The 13,486-nt window shown below is 71.7% G+C and carries 12 protein-coding genes; 4 read left to right on the top strand and 8 right to left on the bottom strand.

Annotation, left to right across the window (positions count from 1 at the left end; all coding sequences use genetic code 11):
• Window positions 1–61: 61 nt before the first annotated feature.
• On the bottom strand, window positions 62–1,825 hold the full coding sequence (locus ACZ7D7_RS29050; RefSeq protein WP_470828112.1) for a glycoside hydrolase family 35 protein: 1,764 nt from the start codon (window positions 1,823–1,825) through the stop codon (window positions 62–64).
• 63 nt (window positions 1,826–1,888) lie between these two features.
• Window positions 1,889–3,136, bottom strand: coding sequence for an MFS transporter (locus ACZ7D7_RS29045; protein WP_470828111.1), 1,248 nt, complete (start codon window positions 3,134–3,136; stop codon window positions 1,889–1,891).
• A gap of 279 nt (window positions 3,137–3,415) precedes the next feature.
• Between ACZ7D7_RS29045 and ACZ7D7_RS29040 the strand changes: the two genes are divergently transcribed.
• The gene (locus ACZ7D7_RS29040) at window positions 3,416–3,817 is read left to right on the top strand and encodes an SseB family protein (protein WP_470828110.1); all 402 of its coding nucleotides are present in this window, start codon (window positions 3,416–3,418) and stop codon (window positions 3,815–3,817) included.
• A 49-nt stretch (window positions 3,818–3,866) separates the two neighbouring features.
• Here ACZ7D7_RS29040 and ACZ7D7_RS29035 read toward each other — a convergent pair whose 3' ends face one another.
• The 6 genes from ACZ7D7_RS29035 to ACZ7D7_RS29010 form a co-directional block, all read right to left on the bottom strand.
• Window positions 3,867–4,265, bottom strand: a complete 399-nt coding sequence (locus ACZ7D7_RS29035; protein ID WP_470828108.1) for a MarR family winged helix-turn-helix transcriptional regulator — start codon at window positions 4,263–4,265, stop codon at window positions 3,867–3,869.
• A gap of 71 nt (window positions 4,266–4,336) precedes the next feature.
• Window positions 4,337–4,687 (bottom strand): VOC family protein, encoded by a 351-nt coding sequence (locus tag ACZ7D7_RS29030; RefSeq protein WP_470828107.1) that lies wholly within the window; start codon window positions 4,685–4,687, stop codon window positions 4,337–4,339.
• Window positions 4,688–4,857: 170 nt separating this feature from the next.
• Window positions 4,858–5,889 (bottom strand): LacI family DNA-binding transcriptional regulator, encoded by a 1,032-nt coding sequence (locus tag ACZ7D7_RS29025; protein WP_470828105.1) that lies wholly within the window; start codon window positions 5,887–5,889, stop codon window positions 4,858–4,860.
• Window positions 5,886–6,788, bottom strand: coding sequence for a carbohydrate ABC transporter permease (locus ACZ7D7_RS29020; protein WP_470828103.1), 903 nt, complete (start codon window positions 6,786–6,788; stop codon window positions 5,886–5,888). Before ACZ7D7_RS29020 ends, ACZ7D7_RS29025 begins: the two co-directional genes overlap by 4 nt.
• On the bottom strand, window positions 6,785–7,651 hold the full coding sequence (locus ACZ7D7_RS29015; RefSeq protein ID WP_470828102.1) for a carbohydrate ABC transporter permease: 867 nt from the start codon (window positions 7,649–7,651) through the stop codon (window positions 6,785–6,787). The genes ACZ7D7_RS29020 and ACZ7D7_RS29015 overlap by 4 nt, the downstream gene beginning before the upstream one ends.
• Before the next feature lie 56 nt (window positions 7,652–7,707).
• On the bottom strand, window positions 7,708–9,027 hold the full coding sequence (locus tag ACZ7D7_RS29010; RefSeq protein WP_470828101.1) for an ABC transporter substrate-binding protein: 1,320 nt from the start codon (window positions 9,025–9,027) through the stop codon (window positions 7,708–7,710).
• 184 nt (window positions 9,028–9,211) lie between these two features.
• Between ACZ7D7_RS29010 and ACZ7D7_RS29005 the strand changes: the two genes are divergently transcribed.
• The 3 genes from ACZ7D7_RS29005 to ACZ7D7_RS28995 all read left to right on the top strand — a co-directional run bounded on the left by ACZ7D7_RS29005 (window position 9,212) and on the right by ACZ7D7_RS28995 (window position 13,423).
• Complete coding sequence (locus tag ACZ7D7_RS29005; RefSeq protein ID WP_470828099.1) at window positions 9,212–11,233, top strand: beta-galactosidase; 2,022 nt, start codon at window positions 9,212–9,214, stop codon at window positions 11,231–11,233.
• Window positions 11,234–11,383: 150 nt separating this feature from the next.
• On the top strand, window positions 11,384–12,943 hold the full coding sequence (locus ACZ7D7_RS29000) for a glycosyl hydrolase 53 family protein (RefSeq protein ID WP_470828097.1): 1,560 nt from the start codon (window positions 11,384–11,386) through the stop codon (window positions 12,941–12,943).
• Window positions 12,944–13,144: 201 nt separating this feature from the next.
• Window positions 13,145–13,423 carry an ArsR family transcriptional regulator gene (locus tag ACZ7D7_RS28995; protein WP_470828096.1) on the top strand — a complete coding sequence of 93 codons (279 nt, stop codon included), beginning with the start codon at window positions 13,145–13,147 and terminating at the stop codon, window positions 13,421–13,423.
• Window positions 13,424–13,486 lie beyond the last annotated feature (63 nt).

Below are 13,486 nucleotides of genomic sequence, written 5' to 3'. Positions count from 1 at the left end.
ACAGCATAGGACGCCGGGGCAGCGGTGCGCCGCCCCGCCGGCCGTCGTATCGGGCGTGCGTTCAGACCTTCGCCGGTCCCAGGTCCGGCCTGTCGGTGAGCAGCGCACGGGCCGCGGTGGTCCCGTGCAGCTCCAGCACGACCAGCTCGTTGCCCCCGGGGCGCAGCACCGGACCGGGGACGTACAGGGCGCGCTGCGGGCCGCGGTTCCAGTAGCGGCCGAGGTGGAAGCCGTTGAGCCAGGCCTGGCCCTTCGTCCAGCCCGGCAGGGACAGGAAGGCGTCGGCGGGCGTGGTCACCTCGAACGTGCCCCGGTGGAAGGCCGGTTCGGCCGACGCCCGCCCGGCGGCCGGCGCGAACGGCACCGCGCCCGGGGTGTCCAGGGGCAGCGGGTGGCACTCCCAGCCGCGCAGGACGGTGCCGTCGAACGAGACGGGACCGAGCAGACCCTTCGGATCGCCGATCCGCGGCCCGTAGTTGACGCCGCCCATGTTCTCGACCAGGACCTCCAGCGCGGCCCCGGCGCGCGGGACGCGGACCGGCAGCGTCTCCTCGTGACGCTCCCGCTCCAGGACGCCCGCGGGGGCGCCGTCGACGAACACCTGGGCGCGGTCGCCGACGCCGCCCGCGAAGCGCAGCAGGCCGGTGCCGGCCGTGGGCACGGTCGTGCGGTACAGGGCGTGTCCGGCCGGCTGGCCGAGGTCGCCCATCGTCAGCGGGTCCTCGGCACGCACCGGTTCGGACAGCGCGCCGGCGTGCGGCAGCAGCGGCGCCGTGTGGTCCAACTCGACCTCCGTGTACGGCAGTTTGGCGCCCGGGGCGGGGACCGGCTCGTCGGGGACCTCGGCGTGCCGGGCGATCACCTCGCGGAAGGCGTGGTACTTCGGGCCCGGGTCGCCCCATTCGGTGAGCGGGGCGTCGTAGTCGTACGAGGTGACGACCGGCGCGTAGGCGTGATCGTGGTTGGCGCCGCTGGTGAGGCCGAAGTTGGTGCCGCCGTGGAACATGTAGATGTTCACGGACGCCCCGGCCGACAGCAGCCGGTCGAGGTCGGCGGCGGCGTCGGCGCCGTCCCGCGTGTGGTGCGGCTCGCCCCAGTGGTCGAACCAGCCGACCCAGAACTCGGTGCACATCAGCGGGCCTTCGCCGACGTGGGCGCGCAGCCGTTCCAGGGACTGCTCGATCCGGCTGCCGAAGGTGCCGGTGGCGAGGGCGCCCGGGACGCTTCCGGCGGCGAGGTGTTCGGCGTTGGCCTGGTCGCAGGTGAACAGCAGCTCCTGGACCCCGCGCGAACGCAGGCCGTCGGCGAGGTGCTTGAGGTACGCCGCGTCGTCGCCGTACGCCCCGTACTCGTTCTCCACCTGCACGGCGACGACCGGACCGCCGGACGCCGCGAAGTGCGGCAGCAGCGGAGGCAGCAGCAGGTCGAGGTAGCGGTCGACGGCGGCGGTGAAGCGCGGGTCGCCGCTGCGCAGCCGGATGTCCCGGTCGGCGGTGAGCCAGGCCGGCAGCCCGCCGCCGTCCCACTCGGCGCAGATGAACGGGCCCGGCCGCAGCAGCACGTGAAGGCCTTCCTCGCCCGCGAGCCGCAGATAGCGGGGCAGGTCGAGCAGACCGTCGAGGACCAGCGGGCCGTCGGGGTCCGGCTGGTGCAGGTTCCAGGGCACGTACGTCTCGACGGTGTTGAGCCCCATGAGCCGCGCCTTGCGCAGCCGGTCGGCCCACAGGTCCGGGTGGACGCGGAAGTAGTGCATCGCGCCGGAGATGATCCGGAACGGCTCGCCGCGCAGCAGGAAGCCGTCGGCGCTCGTGGTCAGGGCGGACATGCGGGAGATTCCCTTCGTGGGCGGGCGGTTGGCGCGGGTGCGGTGGTCGGGTGGCCTCATGGTTCAGTGGCGTCTCGTGCCGCGGATCAGCCACAGCGTCGCGGCCAGGCACAGCGCCGAGGCGCCGCACAGCAGGAGCGGTACCGCGCGGACCCCGGCCCACTCGATGGCCCGCCCGAGCGCCGGACCGGCCGCGACACCGCCGACCATGGAGGCGGCCACGACCAGCGCCCCGGCGCGCCGGGCGCGCGGCGCGGCCCGGTGCAGCCAGGGCAGCCCCGTCGGGAACAGCGGCGCGATGAACAGACCGGCACCGGCGTACGCGTACGGCGCCAACTCCGGTACGGAGGCGGCCAGCAGGCTGAGCGTCAGGCCGGCGCAGGAGACGGTCATGATGGCCTGCGCCGAGAAGCGCAGGGCGAGCGGCGCGACCAGGAAGCGGCCGACGGTCATCATCAGCCAGTACGCGGAGGTCGCGGTGGCGGCGACCCCGGCACCGTGGCCCACGGCCTCCAGGTGGGTGGGCTCCCAGCCGCCGATGCCTGCCTCGACGCCGACGTGCAGCACGTACAGCGCGACGAACACGGCGAGCACCGAGCCGAGGCTGCGCGCGAGGACCCCGCCGCGCTCCCCGTCGTCCTCCCTCACCTCCCCGGCGCCGTCCCCGCCCTCCCCGGCGCCGCTCGTGCCGGCCGGTTCCGGCGCGGGTGTCCGGTCACGCACGCCCCGCAGGCACAGCAGCAGCGGCAGGTTGAGGACGGCGAAGCCGAGGAAGAGCGCCGGGTAGTGTTCCGCGCCGACGACGCCGATCAGGGCGGGGCCGAGGATCGCGCCCACGCCGAAGTGCGCGTTGAGGATGTTCAGCATGGCGGCCGAACGCCGCCCGAAACCGGTGGCGAACAGCTGGTTGAGGCCGTAGTCGACGCCGCCGAAGCCGAGCCCGGCCGCCAGCGCCATGACCAGCGCGAGCGGCCAGGCCGGCGCCAGGGCGAAGCCGGCCGCGCCGGCCGCCATCAGCAGGTAGGAGGCGCCGAGGACCCGGCGGTTGCCGAGCCGTCCGTGCAGCCGGTCGAAGAGCAGCACACCGGCCACCCCGCCGACGAAGTGGGCGCTGAGCGCGAGACCGGCCGCCGAGGGGCTGAGGCCGAACTCCTCCCGCAGCGCGGGCAGCGCCGGACCGTACAGGGCCTGGAGGACGCCGATGAGCACGAAGCCCACGCAGGACGCCACCACGGCGGCGGGACTGAAGGCCGGGATGCGCGCCACCGTCGGCGGGCGGGCGACGGGCGGCGCGGGGGAGGGCTCGGTCACCCGATGAGTGTTACCGGTAACATTCAGCCCGTCAATGGTCCGCGCGAACCCGCGCGAACCCTTGCGCGAACCTTTGGATTTCCCGTCCCCCGATTCCCCTGCTGAAGCGCGCGCGAGTCGCCGCGCCGCCCGGCGTGGGGAACTGATCCGCGAGCCCCGCGGAACCCGCCGCTCCGGAGACGATTGCGCGGAGCCCGCACGGGTACGCGAGGCACGACCGAACCCGGCGACGATCATGCCCGGGCGGTCCGCACGACCGCTGCTACCTGGGGACCTGCCATGGACATACCCGCGAACGACAACAACACCACGCCCGCTCAGCGAGCCCTGGACGCGCTCGCCCTGGACACCGAGGACAGCACGGCGCTGGACACCCTCGCGGGCAGCGACGTGCTCGTGCCCGTGCCGGACGACGCGAGCGACGAGGACGCGGCCGACCCCGGCGCGCTGGCCCTGCCGGTGCTGGAGGAGCCGGGCGGCGAGTCGGTGGTCCCGGTGTTCACCTCGGAGCTGGAGATGGCCGGGCTGCTGCCGTTCGTCTCGCGCTACCGCCTGGTGCCGCTCGGGGCACTCGCCGCCCAGTGGCCCGCCGACGACCTGTCGCTGACGATCGACGGCAGTTCCGCGCACCGGCTCACGCTGACGTCCGAGGGCGTGCGCACCCTGCTCGCGCGCCCCTGAACGGGCCGCCCGGGCGCCGTCGGCGCCACGTCGCCGGCGGTACGGGCCGTCAGCGCACCGCGTCGCCCAGCGTGCGCTCCAGAGCCGCGCGCTGGAGCGGCAGCACCCGTGCGTGCAGGTCACGCCCCTTGGCGGTCAGGGCGACCCACACGCCGCGCCGGTCCTCCTCACAGACGGACCGCTCCACCAGGCCGTCCTTCTCCAGACGGGCGATCAGGCGGGACAGCGCGCTCTGACTGAGGTGGATGCGCCCGGCCAGGTTCTGCACGCGGCACTGGGCGCCCGTCTTCGGCGGCTCGGACGCGAGAATGTCGAGCACCTCGAAGTCGCTCGCACCCAGCCCGTGCGGGTGGAGCACCCGGTCGATCTCGCACATCGTGCGCGCGTGCGCCGCAAGGATGCCGCGCCACCGTTCCTCCAGCCGCGCACCGGCCGTCTCCACTGCCATACCTGCACGGTAACACCGCCCGGGTGAATCATTTACCGTGCAACTACCAAGTGTGCGGGGTCGTGACCGGATCAGGCCGCCGTGTCCTGTACGAGACCGATCAGGTTGCCGTCCGCGTCCCGCACGGAGGCGATCCGCCTGCCGCCGCCCACCTCCTGGACGTCCTGCAGCGTCTGCGCGCCGGCGCCGAGCAGCGCGTCCAGCGTCGCCCCGATGTCGGACACGTGCCAGTAGGGGACGGGACCCGTCATGCCCTTCGCGTGCCCGTTGGGGTCGAGGCCGACGTCCTGCCCGGCGTCCTTGTAACCGACGTAGTACGGCTCGTCCGCGTACGGCTCCACGCCGAGCAGGGCGCCGAACACCGCCTTGGCGCGGTCGAGGTCCTTGACGGGGTAGACGATCGTCCTGAGGCCGTCGGTCATGGCGTGCTCCTGTCGTGAGAGGTGCGGTCGGCGCCCGTTGCGCGCCGTGCTGTCACGTTAGGACGGGGCGGTGCCGGACGGCTTCTCGAAAACTGACCGGTTGCTCCCGTGGCGGCACACCGGCCGACCCAGAGGTCAACGCCGCCCAGGAGGTCACGCCGCCCAGGAAGTCACGTCGACGCCCGCTTCACCAGTTCCGTCGGCAGGATGACCGCGGCGGCCTCCTCGCCGCCGATCTGGGCGAGCAGCACCCGGACCATCTCGGTGCTGATGCGGTCCCAGGGCTGCCGGATCGTGGTGAGCTCGGGGCGGGCCGCGAGCGCGGCCGGCGAGTCGTCGAACCCGCCGACGGCGACGTCCTGCGGCACGCGCCGCCCGGCCCGCTCCAGTGCCGTCAGCACGCCCTGCGCCATCAGGTCGGACGCCACGAACACGGCGTCCACGTCCGGCGCCTGCGCCAGCAGCCGCTCCCCGCCCGCCTCGCCGCTGGCCCGGCTGTAGTCGCCGGACACGATCAGCCGCTCGTCGATCCCGATGCCGGCCTCGGCGAGCACCTCCTTGTAGCCGGCGAGGCGCTCGACACCGCCCGGGGTGTCCAGCGGTCCGGTGACCACGCCGATGCGGCGCCGGCCGGTCGACAGCAGGTGACGGACCATGTCGCGGGCGCCGTCCCGGTCGTCCGCCGCCACGTAGCTCACCTTCGAGCCCAGCCCGATCGGCTTGCCGCACGCGACGAGCGGCACGCCCGCCTCGCGCAACTGCTCGGCCACCGGGTCGCCCGAGTGGCTGGAGACCAGCAGCACCCCGCCCACGTGCCCGGCCGTGATGTAGCGCGTTATGCGCCGCCGTTCGTCCTTGGTGCCGGCCAGCATCAGCAGCAGCGGGATGTCGTGCGCGGCCAGCGCCTGGGTGCAACCGCGCAGCAGGACGTTGAAGTTGGGGTCCTCGAAGAACCGCTCCTGCGGCTCGGTCAGCAGGAATCCCACCGAGTCCGACCGGCCCGTGATCAGCGAGCGGGCGTGCCGGTTGACGACGTAACCCGTCTTGCGGATGGCGGCGTTGACCGCCTCCTGCGCGGCCGGACTGACGTAGTGGCCGCCGTTGAGGACGCGTGACACCGTGCCGCGCGAGACGCCCGCCTCGCGCGCCACGTCGTGGATCGTCGGTGGCTTCTTCCGGCCCCCCGTGGTGCTCATGGTCATGACTTTACGGCCCCGGACAGCAGATCCAGGCTCCAGAACCGCTGGACCACGAGGAACAGCGCGACCAGCGGCAGCACCGCGAGGAAAGCGCCCGTGATCACCAGGGTGTACAGGGCCGGGGTGTTGGCGCCCTGCTCCAGCAGCGTGTAGAGACCGAGCGTGATCGGGAACTTCTCGTCGTCGCTGAGCATGATGAACGGCAGCAGGAAGTTGTTCCACACCGCCACGAACTGGAACAGGAACACCGTCACCAGTCCCGGGACCATCATCGGCAGCGCGATCCGCGTGAAGATCCGCCACTCGCCCGCCCCGTCCATCCGCGCCGCCTCCACCACGTCGCCGGGCACGGCCGCCGCCGCGTAGATCCGCGCGAGGTAGACGCCGTACGGCGAGAGGATCTGCGGCAGCAGCACGGACAGGTGGGAGTCCGTGAGGTCGGCCTCCGCCAGCAGCAGGTACTGCGGGATCGCGAGGATCACCGGCGGCATCAGCACACCCGCGAGCAGGACGTTGAACATGGTCTCGCGCCCGCGGAAGCGGTACGTCGCCAGGGCGTAGCCGCTGCACGCCGACACGGCCGTGGACAGCAGCGCGCCGAGCACCGCGTAGAGGGCGGAGTTGCCCATCCACTGCCAGTACACGCCGTCCCGGTAGGCACTCAGGTCGGACAGGTTCCCGGCGAACCCGGTGCCGGGCAGGAACGTGAACGTGGAGAACAGCTCACGCCCCGACTTGGTCGACGCCATCACCACCCACGCCACGGGCAGCAGGCAGTACAGCGCGCCGATCAGCAGCGTCACCGTCGGGACCAGCGCCACACGGCGCCGCGGCGGACCCTGCGCCGTGCCGGGGGTGGTGCCCGCGGCGGGCTCCGCCTTGCGGACGGCAAGAGAACTCATCGTGCTGCCTCCTGCTTGTTGCGACGGTTCGCGGCCCGCAGGAAGCCGAAGGACAGCAGCAGCGTGGCGAGCGCGATGAGCGTGGCCTCGGCCGCCGCCGCGTGGATGTCACCCTTGCCGAAGGCGTCCTGGTACACCTTCATCAGCGGACTCCACGTCGTGGACACGGAGTTGGTGAGGGGCTTGAGGGTGGTCGGCTCGTTGAACACCTGGAGCGTCGCGATGATCGAGAAGAAGAAGGTGAGCACCAGTGAGGGAGCCACCATCGGGATCTTGATGCGCAGCGCGATCTGCAGTGGTGTCGCGCCGTCCAGCTTCGCCGCCTCGTACACCTCGGCAGGGATGGCCTGGAGCGAGGTGTAGATGACGATCATGTTGAAGCCGGTGCCGCCCCAGACCGCGATGTTCGACAGGGCGAGATACAGCGGACCGCCGTCCAGCAGGTCCGGCTGCGGCAGTCCGAGCCCGTCGAGCGCGTAGTGGAAGGGGCTGACGTCCGGCAGGTACAGGAAGCCCCACAGCAGCGCGGCCACGACACCGGGGACGGCGTACGGCAGGAAGATCGCGAGCCGGGTGAAGGGGGCGAGCCGCACCTCGTCGGAGTCGAGCATCAGCGCGAACAGCAGGGCGAGGCCGAGCATCACCGGTACGACGATGCAGCCGTAGCCGAGCACGCGCAGCGTGCCGTCCAGCAGTTCGCTGTCGGTGAGGGCGGCCGTGTAGTTCTCCACGCCGGCCCAGACCTCCGAGCGGGCCCCGGACCCGAGCCCGAGCCCGGAGACCTTCACCTTGCGGAAGCTGAGCCACACGGCGTAGCCGATGGGCAGTGCGAAGAACAGGACGAAGAGGAGTGTCGCCGGCATCAGGAAGGCGTACGGAGCCCCCTTGACCCCGTACGTTCCCCGGCGTGCCGCGGATTTCACGGAGCGACCTCGAAGCCCTGCTTCTTCAGGTCGGCGACGGTGTCCTCCTGCATGGTCCTGAGGGCGGCGCCGAAGTCCGACTTGTTCTTCGCGGCGGCGCCGAAGGCGTCCTTGAAGGACGTGTAGGCGACGTTCACGTTCGGACCCCAGGCGGACGGCGCCGTCGTCTTCGCGATCTCGGCGGCCTGCGTGTAGAAGTCCGGCTGGTTGGAGAAGTAGGCGGGCGGCTTGGTGAAGGCTCCGCTGAGCTGCGCCGACGTGGACGCCGGGTAGATGCCGCTCTCCTTGGCGAGGGCGTTGAGGGCGTCGCCGTCGGTGTTCAGCCACGCGGCGAACCTCGCGGCGGCCGCCTTGTTCGTGGAGTCCGTGGTGACCGCGGTGGAGGAGCCGCCCCAACTGCCCGTGCGATTCTCGCCCTTGGACCACTGGGGGAGCGGGGCCATGGCCCACTTGCCCTTGGTGTCGGGCGCGGCCGTGGTCAGTGTGCCCGGCGCCCACACGGCGCTGACCCAGGCGATCTGCTTGCCGGTGTTGAGCGCCTTGTTCCAGGCCGGGGTGTACATGGGCTGGTTGTCGACCGCGCCCTCCTCGACGAGGTCGCCCCAGAACGCGGCGACCTTCCGCGTCGCCGCGTCGTCGATGCCGACCTTCCACTGCTCGCCGGTGGTCGTCCACCACTGGGCGCCGGCCTGCTGGGCGAGACCCGCGAACAGACCGGAGTCGTTCGCGGAGAAGGTCGTGAGGTCCTTGTCGGGGGCCTTCTTCTTCAGCGCGCGGGCGGTCTCGGCGAACTCGTCCCAGGTCGTCGGCACCTTCAGGCCGTACTCCTCGAACAGGTCGGCGCGGTAGTAGAACATCATCGGCCCGATGTCCTGCGGCACCGCGTACACCGCGTCCGTGCCGAGCGTGGTCTGCTGCCAGACGCCCTCGGCGAACTTGCCCTTCGCGTCGCCGACCTCACCGGATATGTCCGCGAGCGCGTCGTTGCTGACCAGCGTCGGCAGCGCCTGGTACTCGGCCTGCACCAGGTCGGGGGCCTTGCCCGCCTTGTGCGCGGTGAGGATCTTGGTGACCAGCGTGTCGCCGGACGCCTGCTTCTTCACCGTGACGGTGATCTGCTCCTCCTTGCCCGGGCCCTTGTTCCACAGGTCGACGACCTTGTCCATGCCGGGCGCCCAGGACCAGTACGTGAGCGTGACGGGGCCCGACCGGGCCTCGCCGTCGTCCTCGGACGAGCCGCAGGCGGCGAGCGTGGTGGCGCCGAGCGCGACGGCGACGGCGGAAGTCACGAGGCGGCGGCGCTTCGTGTACGGCATGGATCTCTCCCCTGACCTGGGCCTCCGCCGGTGGCGGAGACCGTGCCATGCTTCTGTGAGCGTTCACAGTAGAGAAACATCCCGGACACTTGTCAATGGTTGTTGCTGTGCGGTTATGTTGGCCTCACGCCACCCGTAACGTGTGTGCACGTTCCCAAAATGATCGATGACCCGGGAGACTTTGATGCCGGACACCACCCCCAGGGGCCTCACCGGGCTCGCCTTCGGTGGGGACTACAACCCCGAGCAGTGGCCGGAAAGCGTCTGGCAGGAGGACGTCCGGCTGATGCGCGAGGCCGGCGTCACGATGGTGAGCGTCGGGATCTTCTCCTGGGCCCTGCTGGAGCCCGAGCCCGGCCGGTACGACTTCGGCTGGCTCGACCGGCTCCTCGACCTGCTGCACGACGGCGGCATCCGCGTCGACCTCGGCACCCCGACCGTCGCGCCGCCCGCCTGGTTCTACCGCGCCCACCCCGAGGCACTGCCCGTCACCGCCGAGGGCGTCCGCCACGAGTTCGGCTCCCGCGGGGCCATCTGCCACAGCAACGCCGACTACCGCGCCGCCGCCGCGAACATCACCACCCGGCTCGCCGAGCGCTACGGCGACCACCCCGCGCTCGCCCTGTGGCACGTCCACAACGAGTACGGCGTGCCCGTCTCCGCCTGCTACTGCGACTCCTGCGCCGCCCACTTCCGCCGCTGGCTGACGGCCACCTACGGCGGCGTCGACGCCGTCAACGACGCCTGGGGAACGGCCTTCTGGGGCCAGCGCTACGCGGACCTGGACCAGATCAACCCGCCGCGCGTCACGCCGACCGTCGGCAACCCGGCCCAGGCGCTGGACTACAAGCGGTTCGCCGACGCCACCATGCGCGAGAACTTCGTGATGGAGCGCGACATCCTGCACCGCCTGTCACCCGGCGTCCCCGTCACCACCAACTTCATGACCGCGCTCAGCCAGTGCGACTCCGTCGACTACTGGGCCTGGGGCCGCGAGGTCGACCTCGTCACCAACGACCACTACCTGATCACCGACGGCCGCCGCACCCACGTCAACCTCGCCATGGCCGCCGATCTCACCCGCTCCGTCGCCGGCGGCGCGCCCTGGCTGCTCCTCGAACACTCCACCTCCGGCGTCAACTGGCAGCCCCGCAACCCCGCCAAGGCACCCGGCCAGATGGCCCGCAACTCCCTCGCCCACGTGGCACGCGGCTCCGAGGGCGCCATGTTCTTCCAGTGGCGCCAGTCCCGGCGCGGCGCCGAGAAGTTCCACTCCGCGATGGTCCCGCACGGCGGCACCGACACCCGCGTGTGGCGCGAGGTCGTCGAACTCGGCGCCTCCCTCGAGTCGTTGACGGAGATCCGCGGCACCCGCACCGCCGCCGACGCGGCCGTCCTGTGGGACTGGCACTCCTGGTGGGCGCAGAACCTCGACTGGCGCCCCAGCGAGGACCACGACGCCCGCGAGCGCGCCGACGCCTTCTACGCGGCCCTCTACGACCGCCACCTCACCGTCGACTTCGCCCACCCGGAAGCCGACTTGACGACTTATCCCCTTGTCGTCGTCCCGGCCCTCTACCTGATGACCGAGGCGGCCGGCCGCAACCTCACGGCGTACGTCGAGAACGGCGGCACGCTCGTCGTGTCCTACTTCTCCGGCATCGTCGACGAGCACGACGGCGTGCACGAGGGCGCCCACCCCGGCGCGCTGCGCGATGTGCTCGGCCTCACGGTCGAGGAGTTCTCGCCGCTGCTCCAGGGCGAGCGGGTGCGCCTGACCGGCCCGGACGGCTCCGAGCTCGACGCCGACGTGTGGACCGAGTTCGTCGTGCCGCGGGGCGCCGAGACCGTGTGGACGTACGCCGACGGCCTCACCGCGGGCCGGCCCGCCGTCACCCGGCACCGCCTCGGCGAGGGCACCGCCTGGTACGTCTCCACCCGGCTCGGCGCCCAGGGCCTGGACGCCCTGATCGGCTGGGCCGGAGAGGACGCCCGCATCACACCGCGCGCCGACCTGCCCCGGGACGTCGAAGTGGTCCGCCGCACCGGCGAGTCGGGCACCTACCTGTTCGTCATCAACCACACCGCCGCCGACGCGAAGGTGCCGCTGGAGACCTCCGGCACCGAACTGCTGACCGGTGAACGCGCCGCGGGCCGCCTCGCGGTCCCGGCGGGAGCCGTCCGGGTCGTACGACTCGACGGCTGAGCCGCGACTCCCCTCCGGCCGCGAGAGCACCCCGAGCCGCGGCCGGAGGGGCTCCCGCCGCAGGCCCTGTTCACTCGGGAGACCCCGAGCGGCGCGGCCCCGCGGTGGGAACACCTCAACCCCCTCACGTCGAAGGGACGACGGACGACGATGTTCCATCCCAGACGCACACTCAGGGCCCTGCTGCTGCCGCTCGCGGCCGGGCTCGCCCTCACCACCCTGCCCGCCCAGTCGGCGCAGGCGGCGAGCACGCTCACCAACGGCGGCTTCGAGTCCGACGGCGCCGGCTCGGCCACACCGGCCGGCTGGTCCGAGTACGGTTCGGCCGCGGCCTCCTTCTCGGAGTCCGGTGGCCACAGCGGCGGCTACCGCCTCAGCCACTGGTCCTCCGCCGCCTACAAGGTGGAGACCTACCAGTACCTGTCCGGACTCACCAACGGCAACTACAAGTTGACCGCGTGGGTGCGCTCGGGCGGCGGCCAGAACGCGGCATACATAGCCCTGAAGAACTGCGGCGGGGCCGAACAGCGCACGGATCTGCCGGTGTCGGCCGGCGGGTGGATCAGGATCGTCGTGCCGGTCAACGTGACCAGCAACCAGTGCACGATCAGCATCAACAGTGACGCGAACGCGGGCAACTGGATCAATGTTGACGACCTGACCTTCGCACCGGGCACGTCCGGCACGTCGATCAAGGGTGCCGACATCTCGTCCGTGCCCAAGAGCGAGGCCAAGGGCGGTGTGTACCGGACCGGTTCGGGCACGGCCGGCGATCCCGTCGCGATCCTCAAGTCCGCCGGCATGAACTACGCGCGCCTCAAGGTGTGGGTCAACCCGGCCGACGGCTACAACAACAAGGCGCGCGTCCTCGCCATGGCCAAGCGCGTCAAGGCTCAGGGCATGAAACTCCTGGTCGACTTCCACTACTCGGACACGTGGGCCGACCCCGGCGCGCAGTCCAAGCCGACCGCCTGGGCGGGCCATTCGTACAGTCAACTCAAGACGGACGTGTACAACCACACGTACGACGTGTTGAACGCGTTGAAGGCCCAGGGGACCACCGCCGACATGGTCCAGGTCGGCAATGAGATCAATGGCGGCATGCTGTGGAACGAGGGTTCCACCAACAACTGGACGCAGCTCGCCGGACTGCTCAACAGCGGCTACAACGCGGTCAAGGCGGTCAACCCGTCCACCAGTGTCGCCCTGCACCTCGCCAAGGGCGGTGACCTGTCCGGCACCCGCTGGTGGTTCGACAGCGCCCTTGCCAACGGCGTGAAGTTCGACGCGATCGGCCTGTCCTTCTACGGCTACTGGCACGGCACGCTCCACGACTTCCAGACCACCCTGGACGACGCCGCCGCCCGTTACGGCAAGCCGGTCTTCGTCGCCGAGACGGCCTACCCCTTCCGTCTGGACAGCAAGGACACGCACGAGAACATCATCGACACGGCCGACGAACTGGTCCCCGGCTACCCGGCGTCCACGTCCGGGCAGACCCGCTGGATGAACGACATGGCCAGCATCGTCGAGGCGGTCCCGAACGGCCGCGGGCTCGGCCTCTTCTACTGGGAGGCCACCTGGACCGCGGTCGACGGCAACGGCTGGGACCCCGCCGATCCGTCCTCCGGAAACGGCTGGGAGAACCAGGCGCTGTTCGGCTACGACGACAGGGCACTGACGTCCATGTCGTGGTTCCGCCACCGCTGAGCCCCCGACGCCCGACGTCACACACCGGGCCCGGCCGCGCACCAGCGGCCGGGCCTGCCCGTTTCCCGGCGCCGGCCGGGCCGCGCGGACGCCCGGCTGCCCGGTGTCGGACAAGCGCACGGAGTCCGGGACGCGGCGGCTTCGGCCGCGGGACAGTGGGAGGACGCGGTTCGAGGAGGCGCCGCGAAGGACGGAGGCCACATGCTGAGAACTCCCGTCGGCGACACCCGGCTGCGCATCCTCGCGTGGCTGCGCGAACCACTCCACGACGAACACGGCCGACGCGGCGCCACCGCGGACGCCGTCGCCGCCCACTTCGGGCTGTCCCTCCCGGTGGCCGTCACCCACCTCCGCCTGCTGACGTCCCTGGGGCTCCTGCACTCCGACACCGGCACCGACGCCGCCGAGGGCCCGCCGCACTACCGGCGTGACGAGGTGCGCATCGCCCAAGTCACGAGGATGCTCGAAAAGGGCTGGTAGAGGCGCCGCACGCCCACACCGGCCGGAGCCGGCCACCGGACGACCCGACCCGACGAAGGGCAG

Source organism: Streptomyces sp. NPDC037054, assembly GCF_055606745.1.
Note: the sequence above shows the minus strand (reverse complement) of the source record. Positions and strands in the feature narration are given on the sequence as shown.

What these genes read in the sequence shown, in the direction of transcription:
- ACZ7D7_RS29050 (WP_470828112.1), bottom strand. Translation starts at nt 1,825, where the DNA reads ATGTCCGCCCTGACCACGAGCGCCGACGGCTTCCTGCTGCGCGGCGAG.
- ACZ7D7_RS29040 (WP_470828110.1), top strand. Translation starts at nt 3,416, where the DNA reads ATGGACATACCCGCGAACGACAACAACACCACGCCCGCTCAGCGAGCC.
- ACZ7D7_RS29035 (WP_470828108.1), bottom strand. Translation starts at nt 4,265, where the DNA reads ATGGCAGTGGAGACGGCCGGTGCGCGGCTGGAGGAACGGTGGCGCGGC.
- ACZ7D7_RS29030 (WP_470828107.1), bottom strand. Translation starts at nt 4,687, where the DNA reads ATGACCGACGGCCTCAGGACGATCGTCTACCCCGTCAAGGACCTCGAC.
- ACZ7D7_RS29025 (WP_470828105.1), bottom strand. Translation starts at nt 5,889, where the DNA reads ATGACCATGAGCACCACGGGGGGCCGGAAGAAGCCACCGACGATCCAC.
- ACZ7D7_RS29020 (WP_470828103.1), bottom strand. Translation starts at nt 6,788, where the DNA reads ATGAGTTCTCTTGCCGTCCGCAAGGCGGAGCCCGCCGCGGGCACCACC.
- ACZ7D7_RS29015 (WP_470828102.1), bottom strand. Translation starts at nt 7,651, where the DNA reads ATGCCGGCGACACTCCTCTTCGTCCTGTTCTTCGCACTGCCCATCGGC.
- ACZ7D7_RS29010 (WP_470828101.1), bottom strand. Translation starts at nt 9,027, where the DNA reads ATGCCGTACACGAAGCGCCGCCGCCTCGTGACTTCCGCCGTCGCCGTC.
- ACZ7D7_RS29005 (WP_470828099.1), top strand. Translation starts at nt 9,212, where the DNA reads ATGCCGGACACCACCCCCAGGGGCCTCACCGGGCTCGCCTTCGGTGGG.
- ACZ7D7_RS29000 (WP_470828097.1), top strand. Translation starts at nt 11,384, where the DNA reads ATGTTCCATCCCAGACGCACACTCAGGGCCCTGCTGCTGCCGCTCGCG.
- ACZ7D7_RS28995 (WP_470828096.1), top strand. Translation starts at nt 13,145, where the DNA reads ATGCTGAGAACTCCCGTCGGCGACACCCGGCTGCGCATCCTCGCGTGG.